General features: G+C 53.1%; 15 protein-coding genes. 11 read left to right on the plus strand and 4 right to left on the minus strand.

Annotated features, from left to right (window positions below; genetic code table 11):
- Positions 1 to 110 precede the first annotated feature (110 nt).
- The 4 genes from C8N40_RS19755 (at position 111) to C8N40_RS19765 (ending at position 4423) form a co-directional block, all read left to right on the plus strand.
- On the plus strand, positions 111 to 1364 hold the full coding sequence (locus C8N40_RS19755; protein WP_108213535.1) for an exo-beta-N-acetylmuramidase NamZ family protein: 1254 nt from the start codon (positions 111 to 113) through the stop codon (positions 1362 to 1364).
- Positions 1365 to 1408: 44 nt separating this feature from the next.
- A complete protein-coding gene (locus C8N40_RS19760) occupies positions 1409 to 3028 on the plus strand; it encodes a M1 family metallopeptidase (RefSeq protein ID WP_108213536.1) in 1620 nt (539 codons plus the stop codon).
- 593 nt (positions 3029 to 3621) lie between these two features.
- Positions 3622 to 3921, plus strand: coding sequence for a hypothetical protein (locus C8N40_RS22490; protein ID WP_146173609.1), 300 nt, complete (start codon positions 3622 to 3624; stop codon positions 3919 to 3921).
- Between the two features lie 7 nt (positions 3922 to 3928).
- Positions 3929 to 4423: a hypothetical protein gene (locus C8N40_RS19765; protein WP_108213537.1), complete on the plus strand. Its 495-nt coding sequence runs from the start codon at positions 3929 to 3931 to the stop codon at positions 4421 to 4423.
- On the opposite strand, the gene C8N40_RS19770 is transcribed toward C8N40_RS19765, so the two are convergent.
- Positions 4424 to 5320 (minus strand): sulfotransferase domain-containing protein, encoded by an 897-nt coding sequence (locus tag C8N40_RS19770; protein WP_108213538.1) that lies wholly within the window; start codon positions 5318 to 5320, stop codon positions 4424 to 4426.
- A 121-nt stretch (positions 5321 to 5441) separates the two neighbouring features.
- Between C8N40_RS19770 and cysC the strand changes: the two genes are divergently transcribed.
- On the plus strand, positions 5442 to 6056 hold the full coding sequence (gene cysC / locus C8N40_RS19775) for an adenylyl-sulfate kinase (RefSeq protein WP_108213539.1): 615 nt from the start codon (positions 5442 to 5444) through the stop codon (positions 6054 to 6056).
- A gap of 110 nt (positions 6057 to 6166) precedes the next feature.
- Positions 6167 to 6955, plus strand: coding sequence for a 3'(2'),5'-bisphosphate nucleotidase CysQ (cysQ, locus tag C8N40_RS19780; RefSeq protein WP_108213540.1), 789 nt, complete (start codon positions 6167 to 6169; stop codon positions 6953 to 6955).
- Between the two features lie 19 nt (positions 6956 to 6974).
- On the opposite strand, the gene C8N40_RS19785 is transcribed toward cysQ, so the two are convergent.
- Positions 6975 to 8087: an acyltransferase family protein gene (locus C8N40_RS19785; protein ID WP_108213541.1), complete on the minus strand. Its 1113-nt coding sequence runs from the start codon at positions 8085 to 8087 to the stop codon at positions 6975 to 6977.
- 317 nt (positions 8088 to 8404) lie between these two features.
- On the opposite strand from C8N40_RS19785, the gene C8N40_RS19790 reads away from it, so the two are divergent.
- The 3 genes from C8N40_RS19790 to C8N40_RS19800 all read left to right on the plus strand — a co-directional run bounded on the left by C8N40_RS19790 (position 8405) and on the right by C8N40_RS19800 (position 11149).
- The gene (locus C8N40_RS19790) at positions 8405 to 9973 is read left to right on the plus strand and encodes an N-acyl-D-amino-acid deacylase family protein (RefSeq protein WP_108213542.1); all 1569 of its coding nucleotides are present in this window, start codon (positions 8405 to 8407) and stop codon (positions 9971 to 9973) included.
- A gap of 73 nt (positions 9974 to 10046) precedes the next feature.
- Positions 10047 to 10421 carry a hypothetical protein gene (locus tag C8N40_RS19795; RefSeq protein WP_146173610.1) on the plus strand — a complete coding sequence of 125 codons (375 nt, stop codon included), beginning with the start codon at positions 10047 to 10049 and terminating at the stop codon, positions 10419 to 10421.
- Positions 10422 to 10522: 101 nt separating this feature from the next.
- Positions 10523 to 11149 (plus strand): HAD family hydrolase, encoded by a 627-nt coding sequence (locus tag C8N40_RS19800; RefSeq protein WP_108213544.1) that lies wholly within the window; start codon positions 10523 to 10525, stop codon positions 11147 to 11149.
- 137 nt (positions 11150 to 11286) lie between these two features.
- On the opposite strand, the gene mug is transcribed toward C8N40_RS19800, so the two are convergent.
- Complete coding sequence (gene mug / locus C8N40_RS19805; protein WP_108213545.1) at positions 11287 to 11850, minus strand: G/U mismatch-specific DNA glycosylase; 564 nt, start codon at positions 11848 to 11850, stop codon at positions 11287 to 11289.
- A gap of 249 nt (positions 11851 to 12099) precedes the next feature.
- On the opposite strand from mug, the gene C8N40_RS19810 reads away from it, so the two are divergent.
- Positions 12100 to 12894, plus strand: a complete 795-nt coding sequence (locus tag C8N40_RS19810) for an SDR family NAD(P)-dependent oxidoreductase (RefSeq protein WP_245905197.1) — start codon at positions 12100 to 12102, stop codon at positions 12892 to 12894.
- 93 nt (positions 12895 to 12987) lie between these two features.
- Here C8N40_RS19810 and C8N40_RS19815 read toward each other — a convergent pair whose 3' ends face one another.
- Positions 12988 to 15396 carry an alpha-ketoacid dehydrogenase subunit alpha/beta gene (locus tag C8N40_RS19815; protein ID WP_108213546.1) on the minus strand — a complete coding sequence of 803 codons (2409 nt, stop codon included), beginning with the start codon at positions 15394 to 15396 and terminating at the stop codon, positions 12988 to 12990.
- A gap of 169 nt (positions 15397 to 15565) precedes the next feature.
- On the opposite strand from C8N40_RS19815, the gene C8N40_RS19820 reads away from it, so the two are divergent.
- A complete protein-coding gene (locus C8N40_RS19820; RefSeq protein WP_245905198.1) occupies positions 15566 to 16363 on the plus strand; it encodes a DUF1573 domain-containing protein in 798 nt (265 codons plus the stop codon).
- The last annotated feature ends 59 nt before the right edge of the window (positions 16364 to 16422 follow it).

The raw sequence follows: 16422 nt of genomic DNA on the forward strand, positions 1-16422 counted from the left end.
ACCGCTACACGCTACTTTATAGGTTATACGATGTTACGTTTGCTTTTAGAGCCTGTAGCGCTGCGAAAGAGCGGTTTTGAGACTAATACCGAAAACGCTATATTAACCCGATGAAACACCTACGCCCTCTCCTGTTGCTTTGGCTGGTACTTGGCCTCAGCACCGCTTTTGCAGCCCCTGCAGCAGCCCCACGTGTTGTGATTGGTGCCGAGCGCCTGCTCACGAAAGAGTTTTTACCTCTGATAAAAGGCAAACGCATCGGGCTGGTCACCAACCACACCGGCCTGCTGCCCGACGGCCGCCACCTGGTAGACGTGCTGCATACCCGCAAGGACGTGAAGCTGACCACCCTGTTCGGGCCGGAGCACGGCATCCGCGGGGATCAGGATACACATGTCGCCAGCGGCACCGACGCTAAGACCGGGCTGCCGGTGGTATCGCTGTATGGCAAGACGCGCAAGCCAACGGCCGAGATGCTGCAAAACGTGGACGTGCTGATATTCGACATACAGGACATCGGGGCGCGTTTTTATACTTATATCGCTACCATGAACCACGTGCTGGAGGCTGCCGCTGAGCATGGGAAGCCCTATATTATTCTGGACAGGCCCAATGCCATCGGTGCCGTGTATGTGGACGGCCCGATTGGCGGTGAGCCAGGGGAGCCTGTAAGCGGCGTGGGACAACTGCCCGTGGTGCATGGCATGACGGTGGGCGAACTGGCCAGGATGTTTAACGGCGAACGCGCCAGGCGCAAGTTGCCACAGGCAAAACTCACGGTCATCCCGATGCAGCACTACAGCCGCCAGCAGTGGTACGACGACACGCAACTGCCCTGGGTAAAGCCTTCACCCAACATGCTGACGCTCACAACCGCAGCTGTTTACCCGGCCACCTGCCTGCTGGAAGGCACTAATGTTTCCGAAGCCCGTGGCACGCTGCATCCCTTCGAGCGCATTGGCGCCACCTGGATAGACGGACAAAAACTGTCAGCCCAACTCAACAGCTATAACCTGAAGGGTGTGACGTTCCGACCGGTTTCCTTTGTGCCGGATAGCATCGTGGACGGCATCAAAATCTGGCCTCCCAAGTTTATGGGAGAGCAGTGCTCTGGCGCTGAAATGGTGGTAACCGACCGCAATGCCTTTGAGTCGGCAAAGGCCGGGGTCTACATCCTGCACGCCCTGAAAACCCTGTACCCGGAGCAGTTGGAGTGGCGCGAGGGCCGCATGGATAAACTGTGGGGCACGCCTAAAGTACGCGAGCAACTGCAGGCCGGACTTTCGCCGCTGGAAATCGTAAAACAGTGGGACAAGGACCTGGCGCATTTCCGGAAGGTGCGCCAGCAGTACCTGATCTATTGATCTGGCACCGGACCGCGTAGTAAGTAAAAACTGGAAGCCACCTGATGAAGAAACACTTTTTCCTTTCCCTTTTTACCGCGCTTTGCCTTACCGCTGCGCAGGCACAGGAGCAAAACTGGACCTGGGGCGGACCACTGGACCCGGCGCAGGCGGCGTTCGATGTGAAGCATTATACCCTTCGGCTAAGTGTATCGCCTGAGGAACGGAAAATCGGTGGCTCGGTGGATGCTGTGGTGGAACTGGTGGCCCCGACCGATAAAATCAGGCTGAATTTAATTGACGCCTACAAGGTAAGCGGCGTGAAGGTGGATGGCAAAAAAGCAACCTATACCCGAAGCACCGACCTGCTGGATGTGGAGCTGAAGAAAACCTACCAACCCGGCCAGCGCCTGACGGTGACGGTGGACTATGCCGGTACCCCTCCCGAAGCTGTCAATCCGCCCTGGCAGGGTGGCTTCACGTTTACCAAAGACGGCAACGGCAAGCACTGGATCGGGCTTTCTTCACAAAACGAGGGCGCCAAGATTTTTATGCCTTGCAAGGACCACCCTTCTGATGAACCCGATGAGGGCGTGGAGCAGTTTATCTCGGTGCCTGCCCCCTACCAGGTAGCGGCCAACGGACTGCTGGTGTCGGAGAAGAAAAAAGGAAACCAGATCACCTACCACTGGAAGACGGATTACACCATCAACAACTACGGCATCAACTTTACGGTGGGCGATTTTGAAATCACCCGCCGCGATTATATGACTGTGGAAGGCAACACGGTGCCCATGGTCATCTACCTGCTCAAGCAAAATGCGGCCAAGGCACCGGAGCTGATGAATATACTGGAAATCAGCCTGAAGACGCAGGAGAAATACTTTGGCGAGTACCCTTTCCGGAAGGAGAAAGTAGGCATTGTGGAGACGCCTTACCTGGGCATGGAGCACCAGACCATCAACGCCTATGGTAATAAATTCCGCTTCACAAGAGTTGGCGACGCGCCCTATGACCACCTGCTGCACCACGAGCTGGGCCACGAGTGGTGGGGAAACAAAGTGAGCGTAAAAGACTGGGCCGATTTCTGGATACAGGAAGGCCTGACTACCTACGGAGACTGGCTTTTCGTGGAGGAGCATGCCGGTCACGAAGCCTACCTGCGGCACGTCAAGCTGATTGCCAAAAACATCCCCAACCGCAACCCCGTCATCATGCGCGAGAACGATGTGGACTCGGACGAGGCCTACCATGGCGAGATTTACTCCAAGGGAGCCTACATTATGCACTCGCTCCGCTATATGCTCGGCGATGAGGTGTTCTTCCGCACCCTCAAAAAGTTCATCCTGGATCCGGCTTATACCTATGAGAACCAGGTAAAAACCGAAGACTTCCAGGAGTTTTTCACCAAGGAAACCGGCCGCGACATCAAGCCTTTCTTCGATTTATACTTACGCACCACCGAGGTGCCGGAGGTGGTCATAGAGCAAACGTCCGGGAACAGCTATACCATCCGCATCCCCAACATCAATTTTACCCTGCCCATGGAGGTAAGAACCGACTCCGGCACCCAACGCCTGGAGTTAAGTAATAAGCCCGTGGAAGTCACTTCTAAAACTGCCCCTGTTGTAGATGAAAAGGGCTGGTACCTGAAGAATGTGGTGGCGGGGGAAAGTACGTTGTAGAGGCAGGTCCGCCAAGCCGAATATAAACCCCACCCCGGCCCTCCCCTAAAAACAGGGGAGGGAGTTCTGCAGGACCGGGTCCAACCACCCCTAGCCCCTCCTTGTCTAAGGCGGGGAACTCTGTAGTTACTAGTGCCAAAGTATAAGCTTCTTAGTTACTGCCCTACAAAGTATACACCCACCCTAACCCCTCTGAGAAGGGGAATTATACTTACTGCTTTCGCTGTCATCTCGAGTACTCTCTTCGGCTCCCGCCTCGAGAGTACTCGAGATGACAGCAAGGGCAGTGGCTCTTACACTTATTTCCTTCTATTGTCTCTACAAGCGATTAACATCCCCCTACCCCCTTCAAAGGGGGACTTTGGCCGAAGCTCCGTTAGCCGCAGCTATCGACCTTATCCCAGCCTTTGGGTTGAGCGCCTTGTAGATTTCCGGTGCCGCTGTGGCGGCATTGCGACCGAAGGGCAGCAAAGGAAATGTACACCGCGCGATGCCCGAAGGCGAGGCCTCCCGGCCTGGGAGGGCAGAAAATTGGAGGTGAAACAATAGGTAAGTGGGGCTGGAGGATAAGCGGCAGCTAGTAAGGAAAGCCTGTGTCAAGTGGAAGGAAGCAGCGGCTAGGTAAGTATAAGCCGGCAAGTATAATTTACGCGGATTTGGAAATCCGCAGCAGCAGTGGTTCCGGACAAGGATGTCCGAAACAGCGGTATAGCCAAAGTATAAAGCATGGCTTTTCAAGCCAGTCGAGTCAGAGACTCGACATCATTGTAAGACACAAGTCTGAAGACTTGCGCCAGAAAGATTATAAAAACATAGCCAAAGTAAAACTCAAGTTAACGCCAAGTATAAACCCAACCCCTCCTGCTCCCGTTTCGGATGATCTGAAAGTATAAACCATCAATGAAAACAGATTTCGAAAGTATACACACAGCGCAGCAAGCAGACAGTCTGGTAAGAGCGCAGCTGGTGGAATTGCTGGAAGGAGGCTTTGCGCCTAATGTAATTCTGCTGCGGGAATTTGATTACAGAAAAGCGGGGATTATACTTGACGGACTGCACTTCTCAGCCTGGATACTGCTGGGCCACATCCGGGCACGGCAGCAGACGCTCCTGAGCTTTATGAAGCATCCGGAACAAAATGTAGATGTATGGCCGGACGCCCACTGGCCCGAAAACCATACACCGGAAAGCGAGCAGGAATGGCACCAGGCCATCGATTCCTATGCGCAGGAACTGAATGAAATGATCAGCTTGGTTAAAAACCCAGCGACAGATTTGTTTGCCGTGCAGCCAAACGGCAAAACCCTCTCCTGGGCCGCCATGACCACACTGCACCACACCGGCTATCACATCGGTCAGCTGAAAACCATCGGGCGGCAGTTGGGGGTGTGGTAACTACTCCTGGTATAGTGGCTGCTGCGAGGCAATTAGCTCCTGTTTCAACGCTTCGAAATCCTGGTGGGGCGGCTCGGTGCGGTAACTCATGGGCTGCCCTTTGCAAGCCGGGTAGCCCAGCAAACGAATCAGCGGACCGGCAATAATGTCGGCCTGCTCCGCCTGCTTCTCCGTCAGCTGGCCCATCCAGTAGCCCGATTGCCCCTTTTTCAGGTGCTTCGGGTTTTTGCTTTTCATGGTGGCAAAGCTCATGGCGTGCTGCAGATCCGCCCGCTCCTGCTCGCTCAAGGTCACCTCCAGGTAATCGAGCAGGCGGCCCAGCTCCTGCTGAAAGTCCAGCAAAAAGCCCTCGTAAAACGCAATGTGAATGTGGTGCTCCCGGCTGTAGCGCAGGTGGTCGTATACATGCCAAACCCATTCCAGCAGCAGCGCATCGAAGTGCTTCTCCAGGTAGCGTTTCGGGTCGGTTTCCTCCTGCGGGTAATACTTGAGCATGTAATCCGAAGTATAATATTTTGAGGCCGAGATGGCGCGGTCGCGGGGGTCGCGCACAATGTATACTTTCTTATCAAACAGGCTAAACAACTCGCCGCTGCGCTTGCAAACCGGCGAATGTGTCCAGACGTGGTCGGTCTGCGCCACGTAGTCTTTTATACTTTCCACGGGCATCCGGAAGATGCTGCTGATGCGGTAGCTGTACTGCAGGTCGGTGATGTCCAGCACGTCGATGCTGGCCTGGGTGGGGTAGTTGAGTTCCCAGGTTTTGGCGATCTCGTAGATTGGCTGCCGCTGGATAAAACTGGAAGCAGGCTGGCCGCTTCGTTCGAGCACCTGCTGGATGATCTGGTAAAGCCAAAGATTGCCGCACTTCGGGGCTCCGCCCTGCAGTATTTTCATAGTATAAAAGATTTTAAAGCATAGGGTCAGGCTGCTATACGGCTTCAGGCAGCTAATTGCCGTACAAGGTGGCAGAAGTAGCGTTATTTATACTTTGCGCAACCCTTACCCGACGAAAGCTATGAAAAACATCTATCCCTTTAAATCCAAAGTATGCCCCGAACAACGTAGGCAACGCATGCAGCAGGAGCCGCAGCTGGTGTGGCTCACCGGCCTCTCCGGCTCAGGCAAGAGCACGCTGGCGCTGCGCCTGGAGCATCACCTGTTTCACCAGGGCTACAAAGTATACCTGCTCGACGGCGACAACATCCGAAACGGCCTGTGCCGCGACCTGGGCTTTAGCGAGCAGGACAGGAAGGAGAACATCCGCCGGGTGGCCGAGGTGAGCAGGCTCCTGCTGGACGCGGGGATGGTGGTGATTTGCGCCTTCATCTCGCCTTATGCCGAGGAAAGGGAGCTGGCCAGGCAGATTGTAGGGCCTGATAGGTTTACAGAAGTATACATCAGTTGCCCCCTGCAGGTATGCGAGCAGCGCGACACCAAAGGCCTCTACGCCAAAGCACGGGCAGGCCTTATCGCAAACTTCACCGGCATCAGCGCCCCTTACGAAGTACCGCCCCACCCCGACCTGACCATCAGAACCGATAAAGAAAGTATAGACGCCTCGCTGGATAAACTGATTACTTTTGTAGAACCGCAACTGCGGCTGCAGCAGCGCATGAAAGCGGCCATGTAGTACCAGCATCTGCCTGATTCTTCCAGGAGGAGGGGCTGTATCAGCAGCGATAGCAGATCATTGCCAGGCTTATAACGTATACTTTCTCACACCCCTTAAATCAGATTCTTGTGAACGTTACACTAAGTATAACCGATCTGCTGCAGATAGCCCGCGCAGCCGCACTGGAGGCCGGAGCCGTCATCATGCAAGTTTATACTTCCGGTGCGTTCGATGTAAGTATGAAGTTGGATGATTCTCCCCTCACCAAAGCCGACCGCGCCGCGCACGAGGTCATCAGCAGGGATCTGGCTATTTCGGGCCTGCCCATACTTTCAGAGGAAGGGCAGCATCATCCTTATGAGCTGCGGCAGCAATGGGAATGGTACTGGCTCGTGGACCCTCTGGATGGCACGAAGGAATTCTTGAAGCGCAACGGAGAGTTTACCGTCAACATCGCTTTGATGCACCAGAACAAGCCCGTGGCCGGCCTTATTTATGCCCCTGTGCCGGGCAGTTTATACTTTGGCTCGGCAGCAACAGGCGTTTACAAAGAGGAAAACGGAGTGAAAACGCAGTTACTGCCTTTACCCAAACGCTATGCGTTGGAAGAGCTTCTACAGAAGCCGGAGCTGACGATTGTCGCCTCGCGCACCCATTTAAGCCCCAAAACGGAGGAGTTTATACGTCGCTTCCCCGAAGCCAGTACCAGCAGCATGGGCAGCTCGCTTAAGTTTATGCTCTTGGCCGAAGGCAAGGCCGACCTCTACCCCCGCTTCGCCCCTACCATGGAATGGGACACCGCCGCCGCTCACGCCCTGCTGAACGCCCTGAACCGGGGCATCTACCAGGCGGATCTGCAGCAGGAGTTAACCTATAACAAGGAGGATTTATACAACCCGGATTTCATCGCCTTTTAAGCCAGGCTGTAACTTGACCCTAAAGCAGTATCTTTTTAGGCTGATATAATTTCTCATTTTGATACTCAAAGTAGGTTTTAAACCGCAGGATTGGGTGCTCAAGCAGCCTCCAGGACAAAGCGGACAGCAAAATGAGCAGGCAGAAATTCTCGAGTCGCACGAGGTAAAAGATAAATAGCTCGCTACCCAATGGCCAGAAGTAAGCATTAACCCTGCCCAGGAGTTCATAAGAGAAGTAGGGAATCATCAGATGGTACAAATAAAAACCGTAGCTGATTTTGCCGATAAACAGCAAAGAGGAATTTCCTAAGACCTTGCTGAGGACTGGCAACTGCCTGTCTTTATATAATATGATGCCCGCAATCACGCTTAGCGTACAGACAGCTGTGAGTGTCCGGGAAGGCAGAACCAGATAGCTGCTCTGGCCCATAACCCTTGAAATCTGCAAGGCAAAGCAAAGCAGTGCCAGCGCCAGGGAGTACTTGAATAGTTTTGGCAGTAATGATGGCTGGTAAACTCTTACCCAGGCTAGCAGTGCACCCAATCCGAATGCATCAAAGCAGGCAAACGTGAGGATATCGCCGAAGTCCTGGTTTAGCAGGAAAAGCTGGCTGGTAATGCCTATAAGTATAGAAATGACGATAAATGGCAGCAAGTATGGTTTGTTCAGATACAGCATCACCCATGGCCAAACCAGGTAAAACTGCTCCTCCACAGCCAACGACCAAAGATGGGACAGCATGCCATCCCATTGCTGTTGCTCAAAAAAGTATAAGTTGGAAGTATAGGTAAAGAAATAAAGGTAATTATCCCGGATACCCGATTCTGTTAGCGGGCCAAGCAAGTATAAAACTGCAAGGGTGAGGTAGTATATTGGGAAAATGCGCAGGGCTCTTCGGGTAAAGAAATTCCTAAAAACTGTCAGCTTGCTCGTGCCAATGCGTTCGGCTTCGTTTCTGTGTAACAGCAGAATGGTTGTTATTAAAAATCCACTCAGCACAAAGAAAATATCAACACCATTAAAGACGCTTGTGTAGCTATTAAGCCAGTGGCCTTCCGGAAACCAATGCGTAATAATGACGAGCAGCACGGCCATCGCCCGGATGCTGTCAAGTTGCTTGATGTGGTCCATAAGCCGTAATCCAACTATCTGTGTAAAATTTATCTAATTATTTAATATTATAACACAATTTATTTTCATACGCTGATTAGGAAAGATTGGCTGATTTAGTGACGCTTTACTTCAGCAGCACCTGCACCAGATGCTGTCAATTCACTTGAACTTTGCTTGCACATCTCAGATTTGACCGCCTTTTAGCGTGCGCCAAGTATAAATATTGCTTTCCTGCCATACTTCTGCGTAACTTAAACTTCCTTTTGTAGCTAAAAGCGCGTATGGCTGGTAAACGTATAGCCACTCCCGGCTGCAACGAAGTATAAACACCCTCTATGGCAAAGTATAAACCCTTCACAAAGCTCTTTTATCCGCTCGTAGCAGCGGCCATTTTCACCTCCTGCCAGGGCACCGGCCAGCAGGAACAGGAGAATAAAGCCCGGCAGCTAACCTACGATCTGCTGATCCGGAACGCTTCTGTGGTGGATGGCACCGGCTCAGAGCCCTATACCGCCAACATCCTGGTGGGTGCCGACACCATCGCCCTGATTGACAAAGACACGGCCTTTGTGTACAAAGCCCTGAAAACGATTGATGCCACCAGTATGGTGGTCACACCCGGCTTTATCGATACACACGCCCACGGCGATCCGCTGAAAGAGCCGGAATTCAAAAACTTTCTGGCCATGGGCGTTACGACCATCAGCCTCGGCCAGGACGGCTTTAGCCACAACAACAAGGACATGAGCGCCTGGATGGACTCGGTCGATGCCGCCCGGCCCGGCGTGAACATCGCCATGTTTGCCGGCCACAACTCGCTGCGCGTGCTTTCGGGGGCCATGTATGAGAAACAGCCGGCCGAGGAGTATATGAAGGCGATGGAAGACCTGGTGGCCGACGCCATGGACGCCGGCTGCTACGGCCTGACCACCGGTCTGGAGTATAACCCCGGCTACTATGCCACCAGCGAGGAGCTGAACCGGCTGGCCAAAGTGGTTGGCTCCAAAAATGGCCTGGTGATGAGCCACATGCGCAACGAAGACGACTCCCTGGTGGAGGAGTCGATACGTGAGTTGCTAGTACAAGGGCAATACTGTCCGGTGCACGTGTCGCATATTAAGGTAGTGTATGGTAAAGGCAGGGAGCGGGCAAAGCAGGTGCTGCAGGTGCTCGACAGCGCCCGCCAAAGCGGCACCAAGGTCACGGCCGACTTCTACCCTTACACGGCCAGCTTCACCGGCATCGCCATTCTTTTCCCGGATTGGGCCAAGTCACCGCATGATTACAAGGAGGTGCTGAGAACCCGCAAGGAGGAATTGAGGACCTACCTCCGCAACAGGGTGATGCAGCGCAACGGACCGGAGGCCACGCTGATTGGCTCGGGGCGTTATACTGGTAAAAACCTGGCGCAGATTGCCAAGGAGCTTAACAAGCCGTTCGAGGATGTGCTGGTGGACAACATCGGGCCGTACGGTGCCAGCGGGGCCTACTTTATCATGAACGAGGAGTTGCAGGAACAACTGCTGCTGGATCCGTACGTGATGATAGGGTCGGACGGCAGCCCAAGTATGCATCACCCCAGGGGCTATGGCTCCTTCGCCAAAATCATTGAGACCTACGTGAACGGGAAAAAGGTGCTGACGCTGCAGGAGGCGGTGCGCAAAATGACCGGTCTGCCTGCCGAAACCATCGGTTTACAGCAGCGTGGCCTGCTCAAGCCCGGCTACAAAGCCGACATCCTCATCTTTAACCCATCCGAAGTGAAGGAAAACGCCACCTACGAAAAGCCAGCGCAACTGGCCAGCGGCTTCCGGTATGTGCTGATTGGAGGAAAACCAGCCAAGGAAGAAGAGGCCTACGCTGAAACACGGCTGGGAAAGGTGCTTCGGAAAAACAAAGAGTAAGCGGGAGTATAAGTCCTGCTTGCTACTGACAGGCGGGACTTATACTTTTAGTGATACTTTATACTTCTGTTAGGTGCAAGCTCAATTATACATGGAAAATATGGCGAACACTCCTTTCAATGAAGATTTCTGTACAGAATTGGAATTTCATTTGGGGCGTACTTTTAAAAACAGCGACAGAACAGATTTGAAAGGTTTCTGGTGTGATGGGGTATTGTGCGAACCAATAAATGAAGCAGAGTTAAGGAAGACCCATAAAGTGGAAACAAAAGCGTGGATAGGTAGAGACGGACAAGGTGAGTATACAATGACAATCAGGTTCGGGGAAAAAGCATTGAATAATTTGCAAAAAGGATATGAATTGGCCGAAACCATTCCAAGTGAAAACTCTATGAGCTGGATTGACATTGATACCGATAAAAAAACTATCGAAATACGATTAATATAAAATGTTTCTTAAACCACGCCTGCTCCTCTTAAATCACCGGATTGTACAGGCAAGTTGCTGCTTTTGCGCGTATACCTACAGCATCACCAGCAAAAAGCACAGTGGCAAAAAGTGAGGAAAAAGAAGTCAGGCTTATCGTGTTCGACCTGAACGGCACGTTTTACAACAAGAGCTCCAAGGATGAGTTCTATAAGTTTGTCGTTAGCAAGCAGCCGAAGCGCATCCTCTTTGCTTTTGAGATGGCCTACTACAAACTGCTGAAAAAGCTGCACCAGATACGCCAGACCGAGTTTAAGGAGAACTTCTTCAATTACCTCGACGAACTGCCGCCCGAGAAGGTAGAAAAACTGGCCAAAGAGTTCTGGGCCAAGGAGTACCCGGAGAACTTTAACCAGGAACTGAAGGTCTACTTTGAGAAAATGAGAAAGGAAGGCGTGCAGCTTTTCTGTGCCACTGGCGGGCTGGAGCTTTACGTAAAGCCCCTGTTCGACCTTTTTCCGGTAGATGGTTTTGCGGGCACGCAGGTAACGTATGAGGACGGCACCTACAAGGTAATTGGCGAGGCCTGCAAGGAGGAAGAAAAACTACGCCGCATCATAAAGCATTTTAAGGATCAAAAACCTCAAATCGTGGAGGCCTACTCTGATAGCAAAGAGGCAATACTCGACGAGGCTGACAAAGCCTACCTGGTAGATGATGACGGGAAGATTCACCCTTATAAAAAATAGGCTGTCCCAAAAAGTATAAACAACCTGCTCCAGGATTAGACTTTGGGACAGCCACCGGACTAAGCGCCTGTCTCAGCTCCTGCTCGTTTGGGTTGGCATGCTTTTCTGGTTCAGGCAGGTATAGGTATTCCTGATAATCAGGATTCCAGTTGCTCCACGTAACGGCGCAACTCCCCATAAACCAGGGCAAGCTTTTTGGGCGGGAAGTGCGCGTTCAGGCCGCTGGGGTTTGGCAGCACCCAGAGTTTGGTTTGGCCTATCGTTTGTTCCTGCAGCCCGATTTCTGCGGTTGGCTTGCCAAAGGCCACGCGGTAGGCAGATAGGCCCAGCAGCGCCAGTACCTGCGGCTGGTACAAAATCATTTTCTCCACGAGCTCTATCCCCCCTTCTATCAACTCTGTCTTGCTCAGATCAGCAGCATTGGCCGTAGCCCTGCCTACAATGTTAGTAATGCCGTAGCCGAGCTGCAGCAAATCCTCCTCCTGGTGCGGCTGGTACTTCTCGGGTGTGAAGCCGGCTGCATAAAGCGTGGGCCAGAAGCGGTTGCCGGGTCGGGCAAAGTGATGGCCCTTCAGGGCCGTGTATAAACCCGGGTTGATACCGCAAAATATTACTTTAAGGCCTGGCACGATGATATCAGGAACGTTTTTTCCGGAGGCGGCGGCCAGTTCTTCTTTGGTGGGACTTTTAGTTGACAACATACTTCCCTTTTACTCCGGCCTTCAGGCAACGGTTATGCTTTTCACCACTATTTACCTGATGTCCAGGCATTAAACCATACTTTAATCCACAGCAATGGCCGCTACTAGGGGTAAGTCGCCAACTGCCTGTAGCCAAAGTATAAAACACAGTAGAAAAAAGCGGCATCTACTGGCCCTCCAACTTTTAACAGGCCCGCTAAGTATGGGAGATAACTAGCTTTTGCATCCACCGCCTATAAACTTCTGAAAATGATGGTCACGTATAACTACACAGGCAAAACAGTTCTTATAACGGGCGGCAGCTCCGGTATCGGGTTAGCCGCCGCCAAAGCCTTTCACGCAGCCGGTGCACAGGTAATCATTATGGCAAGAGCACCGGAAAAGGCAGCTGCAGCCTTCCCTGGCACCGAGGGCGTAACCTTTCTTGCTGCGGACCTGAACGCCCCCGCCTCCATCAGCAGCGCCTTCGAACAGGTGACAGAAAATTTCAGAACAATTGATGTAGCCATAAACAGCGCCGCGGCAGACACGGGAGTAGGAAAACCTGTCCAGGAGTTCACGGAGGAAGAGTATGATTACACGTTCGGCGTCAACCTGAAGGGGCTGTGGTTATGCATGAAGCACCAGATCCGGCTAATGCTCCCCAATATCTCTTCCAGGTGCAGCATCCTCAATGTCTCTTCTGTCAATGGGCTTGGCGGCGTGGAGTACGGGGCTTTGTATGCTGCCTCCAAAGCCGGTGTGCTGGCCCTGACTAAATCTGCCGCGCTGGAGCTGGCCACCTCCCACATCCGCGTAAACGCCGTAGTACCGGGTGCTTTCGATACGCCGCTGCTGAGGAAGGCAATGCTGGGGCAATGCGGTGGGGATGAGAGCAGGCTGCAGGAGGTTCGGGAGAAGTATGAGCAGTTTATACCTGAAAACCGTATCGGCGACCCCGCCGAGGTAGCGTCCCTGATGCTTTGGCTCGCTTCCGGGGAGGCTGATTATGTGGTAGGCCAATCTTTTGTGATAGATGGAGGTATGAGCACCAGGTTCAGGTAATCCGGCAAGTATAAAAAATCCCCGGCAACCGAAGCGGCCGGGGATTTATACGTTGAAAGTATACTTTATACTTGCCTATACTTCTATACTTGCTTAATAGATAGTCGGATAGGTTTTTGAGTCGGCTTCGTGCAAAATCTCATACACCGCCTCGAACACATCCTCTGTGTTTGGCTTGGAGAAATAATCGCCATCTGAGCCGTACGGCGGACGGTGGGCATGCGCCGACAGGCATTGCGGCTTAGAATCCAGCCATCTCCAGGCGCCCTGCTCATCCACTACCTGCTGCATCATAAAGGCTGTAGCGCCGCCCGGCACGTCCTCATCGGCAAACAGCACACGGTTGGTTTTACGGATCGAGTCCGTGATCATGTGGTCCACGTCGAAAGGCAGGAGCGTCTGCACATCGATTACCTCGGCCGAGATACCAAACTCCTCCAGCTGGCGGGCCGCTTCCATCACAATGCGGCACATAGAGCCATAGGTAACGATCGTGATATCGGTTCCCTCTCTGAGAATCTCCGGCTTGCCAAGCGGCACGGTGAACTCGCCAATGTTATTCGGGATGCGCTCTTTCAGGCGGTAGCCGTTCAGACACTCAATCACCAGCGCCGGCTCGTCGGACTTGAGCAGGGTGTTATAAAAGCCTGCTGCCTGCGTCATGTTGCGCGGCACCAGCACGTGCATGCCCCGGATGCTATGCAGGATCATACCAATCGGAGAGCCCGAGTGCCAGATACCCTCCAGGCGGTGGCCACGGGTGCGCACAATCAGGGGAGCCTTTTGGCCGCCCTTGGTGCGGTACTGCAAGCAAGCCACGTCGTCAGACAGGATCTGGATAGCATAGAGCAGGTAATCCAGGTATTGGATTTCGGTGATTGGGCGCAGGCCGCGCAGGGCGGCACCTATCCCCTGCCCCACTATCGTGCACTCCCGGATACCGGTATCGGTTACGCGCAGCTCGCCATGCTTCTCCTGCAGGCCGGCAAAGGCCTGGTTCACGTCGCCGATAAAGCCTACGTCCTCGCCAATGGCGAACACACGTGGGTCGCGGGAAAGGATAGCGTCGAAGCAGGCCTGCAGCACCTCGCGGCCGTCCACCACCGGCGAGTTCTCGTCAAACTCCGGCTTTACCTCCTCTACCAGCAGCGCCGACTCTTCGGATTGGCTATACAGGTAGGAGTTATAGCGCTCGGCGTTCTCGCCCTGCACCTGCTCCAGCCACTCCACCAGCTCTCGCTTGGCCTGGTTGCGCTCATCGCGCACATAGCGCAGGGCCTTGCGCACCGCTCTAACTGCGTCACTGCGAATCGGATTCAGCGTCTTGCGAAGCTCCTCGGTAATCGTGGCAATTTGCGTGATGTGCTCACTGGCATTAGCCAGTCCATCCAGCAGGCGCAGCGCCTCGTCATGGTCTTTCTGAATGTCGTTGGCATAGTCGTTCCAGGCATCGCTGCGAGCCACTTTCACGGCATCCTTTGCCTCTGCCTCTATCTGGGCCAACTGCTCCTCAGTGGCGATTTCGTTCTCCAGTATCCACTCGCGCATCTTCTTGATGCAGTCATACTCGGCTTCCCAGTCCAGGCGCTCCTTCGACTTATAACGCTCATGCGATCCAGAGGTAGAGTGGCCCTGCGGCTGCGTCATTTCCTCTACATGCACCAGCACCGGCACATGCTGCTCGCGGCACACGCGCACGGCGGCCTCATAGGTCTCGCAAAGGGCGAGGTAATCCCAACCCTTCACCTTAAATATCTCGTAGCCCTGCTCCCCCTCGGCGTTGCGCTGGAAACCGGCCAGAATCTCGGATATACTTCCTTTGGTGGTCTGGTACTCGGCAGGCACCGAAATGCCATAGCCATCGTCCCAAACAGACACCAGCATCGGCACTTGCAACACACCAGCCGCGTTTACGGCCTCAAAGAACATCCCCTCGGAGGTGGAGGCGTTGCCGATGGTGCCAAAGGCTACTTCGTTGCCATTCACCGAAAAGTTCGTCATGCCCTGCAGGGCCGGGTTCTGGCGGTAAAGCTTGGAGGCATAGGCCAGGCCCAAAAGGCGCGGCATCTGGGCAGCCGTAGGCGAAATATCAGCGCTTGAGTTCTTCTGCTCCATCAGGTTTTTCCAGTTGCCCTCATCGTCGAGCGAGCGGGTGCCGAAGTGGCCGTTCATGGCGCGGCCAGCGGTAGAGGGCTCTGCCTCCACATCGGTGTGGGCGTAAAGCTGGGCAAAGTACTGCTGCAGCGTCAGCTCGCCGATGGCGAACATGAAGGTCTGGTCGCGGTAGTAGCCGGATCGGAAGTCGCCGTTGCGGAAGAACTTAGCCATAGCCAGTTGGGCCAATTCTTTGCCATCCCCGAAAATGCCGAATTTGGCCTTGCCCATGAACACCTCCTTGCGGCCGGTAAGGCTGGCCTGGCGGCTTTCCCAGGCGATGCGGTAATCGTTTAATATTTCTTCGGAAGTTAGTCTCTGTATGACAGATACTTCAGTGGTTTGCATGTGATATCGTTTAAACCAATGGTCTTTTTCTATTCAAAAGTACATAAGATTCCCCTAAATTCAAATTTGGCAATGCTTTGGCGGCCCTTACAAAGTGCCGTCGCTGTGTTTGAAAAAAGATTCTCGTATATTTGTTTTGCACTAAAAATCTCCGAATTTAGGTGCAGTAATGCCGTTCCCTTATTTACATATGACTAGTAAGCTATTTCTATTAACGCTGTTGTGTTTTATATTTGCGGGCTATACAGCTAAGGCACAAGGGAAACTGGTTTTTGAAAAGGAAACCCATGACTTCGGCACCATAGCTGAGGGCACGCAGGCCTCCTATGTTTTCAAGGTGAAAAACGAGGGAACCGAGCCGGTGGTTATACCCAGTGTGCAGGCTTCCTGCGGCTGTACCACCCCCTCCTGGACTAAAGTGCCTATATTGCCGGGAGAATTTGGCACGATTACAGCTGTTTATAATTCAACAGGCCGGCCGGGCCCGTTCTACAAGAGCATAACGGTGTTATCGAACAATTCTGAGAAGCCGCAGCATGTTTTGTACATAAAAGGCGAGGTTGGTCCGAAAGATTTAATTTCGGCGATCACACCGGAACAAAAGGCACTTTCGCCGCGTTTGGCAGTCGGAGGCACCAGTCACAGCTTCGGAAACCTTGAAAAAGGACAAAAACCTGTAGCTAAATTCCTGATTCGGAACACGGGCCGCAAGCCCCTTGTGATACAAGGTGTGAAGAGTACCTGCAACTGCGTGCAGTACCGCAGTTCCAAGCCAGAAATTAAACCCGGCGAGGTGGCAACTTTGGAACTAAGGTACGCTCCGGTGATGTTAGGGGAGCAAAACGAGGTAGTAACCGTTCTTTCAAATGATTTGATTATGCCTAACCTCAGGCTGACGCTGAAGGCAAACGTGGTGGAAGCGAAAGAGGCAAAGGCATCTAAAGATATGATAAGGGAAGGCAAATAGCCGACACCTTTCAGATAGTTTTTTTCATAGTTTTATTTTGTACTAATGGCAGTGATTTT

This window comes from Pontibacter mucosus, from assembly GCF_003054055.1.
Taxonomy (GTDB): domain Bacteria; phylum Bacteroidota; class Bacteroidia; order Cytophagales; family Hymenobacteraceae; genus Pontibacter; species Pontibacter mucosus.

Coding starts and splice junctions, on each gene's coding strand:
- C8N40_RS19755 (WP_108213535.1), top strand. CDS start 111: ATGAAACACCTACGCCCTCTCCTGTTGCTTTGGCTGGTACTTGGCCTC.
- C8N40_RS19760 (WP_108213536.1), top strand. CDS start 1,409: ATGAAGAAACACTTTTTCCTTTCCCTTTTTACCGCGCTTTGCCTTACC.
- C8N40_RS19765 (WP_108213537.1), top strand. CDS start 3,929: ATGAAAACAGATTTCGAAAGTATACACACAGCGCAGCAAGCAGACAGT.
- C8N40_RS19770 (WP_108213538.1), bottom strand. CDS start 5,320: ATGAAAATACTGCAGGGCGGAGCCCCGAAGTGCGGCAATCTTTGGCTT.
- cysC (WP_108213539.1), top strand. CDS start 5,442: ATGAAAAACATCTATCCCTTTAAATCCAAAGTATGCCCCGAACAACGT.
- C8N40_RS19785 (WP_108213541.1), bottom strand. CDS start 8,087: ATGGACCACATCAAGCAACTTGACAGCATCCGGGCGATGGCCGTGCTG.
- C8N40_RS19790 (WP_108213542.1), top strand. CDS start 8,405: ATGGCAAAGTATAAACCCTTCACAAAGCTCTTTTATCCGCTCGTAGCA.
- mug (WP_108213545.1), bottom strand. CDS start 11,850: ATGTTGTCAACTAAAAGTCCCACCAAAGAAGAACTGGCCGCCGCCTCC.
- C8N40_RS19810 (WP_245905197.1), top strand. CDS start 12,100: ATGATGGTCACGTATAACTACACAGGCAAAACAGTTCTTATAACGGGC.
- C8N40_RS19815 (WP_108213546.1), bottom strand. CDS start 15,396: ATGCAAACCACTGAAGTATCTGTCATACAGAGACTAACTTCCGAAGAA.
- C8N40_RS19820 (WP_245905198.1), top strand. CDS start 15,566: ATGCCGTTCCCTTATTTACATATGACTAGTAAGCTATTTCTATTAACG.